The sequence below is a fragment of the Kitasatospora sp. NPDC059571 genome (genome assembly GCF_042735675.1).
Taxonomy (GTDB): Bacteria; Actinomycetota; Actinomycetes; order Streptomycetales; family Streptomycetaceae; genus Kitasatospora.
On record NZ_JBHWBW010000762.1, the window covers coordinates 1 to 2026 of the forward strand.

Annotated in this window: 2 protein-coding genes; both read right to left on the minus strand. The window is 75.5% G+C overall.

Annotation, left to right across the window (positions count from 1 at the left end):
• Positions 1 to 32: 32 nt before the first annotated feature.
• Entirely contained in the window at positions 33 to 719 is a 687-nt protein-coding gene (locus ACFV0G_RS38755; protein WP_380558417.1) for a LuxR C-terminal-related transcriptional regulator, read from the minus strand.
• The coding region (locus ACFV0G_RS38760) for a sensor histidine kinase (protein ID WP_380558420.1) at positions 712 to 2026 on the minus strand (1315 nt) is incomplete at its 5' end. The genes ACFV0G_RS38755 and ACFV0G_RS38760, both read right to left, overlap by 8 nt.

The following is a 2026-nucleotide window of genomic DNA, read 5'->3' on the forward strand; positions in this document are numbered from 1 at the left end:
CCCCCGGAGCCCTGCTCCGGGGGCGGCGTCCGTCACACCAGCCGGCGGGCCGTCGCCCAGCGGGTCAGCTCGTGGCGGTTGCTGAGCTGGAGCTTGCGCAGCACCGCGGAGACGTGGCTCTCCACCGTCTTCACCGAGATGAACAGCTGCTTGGCGATCTCCTTGTACGCGTAGCCGCGGGCGATCAGCCGCAGCACCTCGCGCTCGCGCTGGGTGAGCCGGTCGAGGTCCTCGTCGACCGGCGGGGTGTCGGTGGCGGCGAAGGCGTCCAGGACGAATCCGGCCAGGCGCGGGGAGAAGACCGCGTCGCCGTCGGCGATCCGGAAGATCGCGCTCACCAGGTCGCCGCCGGTGATGGTCTTGGTGACGTAGCCGCGGGCGCCGCCGCGGATCACGCCGATCACGTCCTCCGCCGCGTCCGAGACGGAGAGCGCCAGGAAGCGCACCCCGCCCTGCTCCCCCATCAGCGGCGCCGAGCGGCGCAGCACCTCGACCCCGCCGCCGCCGGGCAGGTGGACGTCGAGGAGCACCACGTCGGGCCGGGTCTCGGCGACCACCTGCACCGCGGACTCGACGTCGTCCGCCTCGCCGACCACGTCGATGCCGGTGGTCTCGGTCCGCCCGATCTCCGCGCGCACGCCCGTCCGGAACATCCGGTGGTCGTCCACCAGCACCACGCGCGCGGTGCGCTCGGGCGCCGTTCCCCCTGCGTCAGTCATCTGCCCTCTCCATCTCCAGCTCGACCTCGGTGCCGCCGCCCGCCGCCGGCCGGACCCGGGCGGTGCCGCCGTGGCGCCGCATCCGGCCGATGATCGACTCGCGGACGCCCATCCGGTCCTCGGGCACGCCGTCGGGGTCGAAGCCGGGGCCGTGGTCGCGGACGAACACCGACACCGTTCTCCCCTCGACCTCTGCGTACACCTGGACCGGTCCCCCGCCACCGTACTTGGCCGCGTTGACCATCGCCTCCCTCGCGGCCTGCATCTGTGCCGCGATCCGCTCGTCCATCGGGCAGTCGCCGACGCAGACCAGCTCGACCGGGACGCCGTGCCGGTCCTCGACCTCGGCGACCACCGCCCGCACGTGCTCGGCGAGGGTGTCCGGTGCGGACTCCGCGACGGCCTCCGGCCGGTACAGCCACAGCCGCAGCTCGCGCTCCTGCGCCCGGGCCAGGCGCAGCACCTCCTTCGGGTCCTCCGCGCGGCGCTGGATGAGGGTGAGGGTGTGCAGCACCGAGTCGTGCACGTGCGCCGCGATCTCCGCCCGCTCCTGGGCGCGGATCCGGGCGGTGCGCTCGGCGCCGAGGTCCTGCCACATGCGCAGCGCGTACGGGCCGACCAGGACGAGGACGCCGGCCAGCACGGCGACCGAGGCCTCGACGACGGAGGCCAGGGTGGAGCCGCTGCCCTGCAGGACGAGGAAGCCGACGATGCCGACCACCACCAGGAGCACGCCGGCGGCAACCCGGACGAAGGCGCTGCGCCGCTTCGACCCCTCCTCCAGGCCGAACCAGCGCTGCCAGCGGGAGTCGTCGGCCTGCCGCCAGACCAGCGCGACGCCGACGCCGATGGTGAGCAGCGGCCAGACGTACGGCTTGGCGGTCTGGATGTGCAGGGCGTTGAGCAGGGCGATGGCGCCGACCACGAGCAGCAGCAGGGCGATCAGCTGGCCGGCGCCGCCGGTGCGTCCGGCGGCGGGGGCCCCCGCCCGGGGGGCGGCGCCGCCGGCAAGGGCCTCCGCCCCCCCCAGCGCCCGCTCCCGCGAGTCCAGCGCCGCGTGCACCCGGAACAGGCCGGTCAGGCCGCGGGTCACCACGGTGGTCGGCAGGTCGGGCGCGGAGATCCGCAGCGCGATGGCGTTCCGCCAGCCCATCGCGAACGAGAGCATCGTCAGCACGACCAGGTCGCGGGCGGATGGGTCGCCCCGCTGCCGGTCCAGCCCGACGGCGGCCGCCGCGGCCGCCCGCAGCAGCACGCCGACCCCCGCGACCGCGACCGGCGCCCAGCCCCGGCCGCGGTCGCGGACC